Origin of the sequence: Buttiauxella noackiae ATCC 51607 (genome assembly GCF_001654865.1) — a bacterium.
Classification (GTDB): Bacteria; Pseudomonadota; Gammaproteobacteria; order Enterobacterales; family Enterobacteriaceae; genus Buttiauxella; species Buttiauxella noackiae.
Window position 1 is genome coordinate 1 of record NZ_LXEO01000093.1, and the last position, 279, is coordinate 279.

A 279-nucleotide genomic window follows, 5' to 3' on the forward strand; every position below is an offset into this window, starting at 1 on the left:
GCCCTGAGTCTGGCGCAGTCCAGCATTGCGGCCGACAACCTTGCCACCACCACCGTGAGCTTCACGGCGAAGGATGCAGCAGGTAAGGCGGTTGCGGGTCTGAGCGGCGTGACCTTTGCGACCACCCAGTCCGGTGTCACCTTCGGCACGGTCAGTGAGAGCAGCGGTGTCTACAGCGCGACGGTCAAGGGCAGCACCCCGGGCACAGCCTCCATTACGGTGAGCGTGAACGGGACGGCAGTCACTGGCAAAACAGCGTCCCTGACACTGAGCGCGACA

At 64.5% G+C, this 279-nt stretch carries 1 protein-coding gene; it reads left to right on the forward strand.

Annotated elements, in window-relative coordinates; translation table 11 throughout:
• Positions 1-54: 54 nt before the first annotated feature.
• On the forward strand, positions 55-279 hold a 225-nt coding region (locus M979_RS24115), incomplete at its 3' end, for an invasin domain 3-containing protein (RefSeq protein ID WP_425338138.1).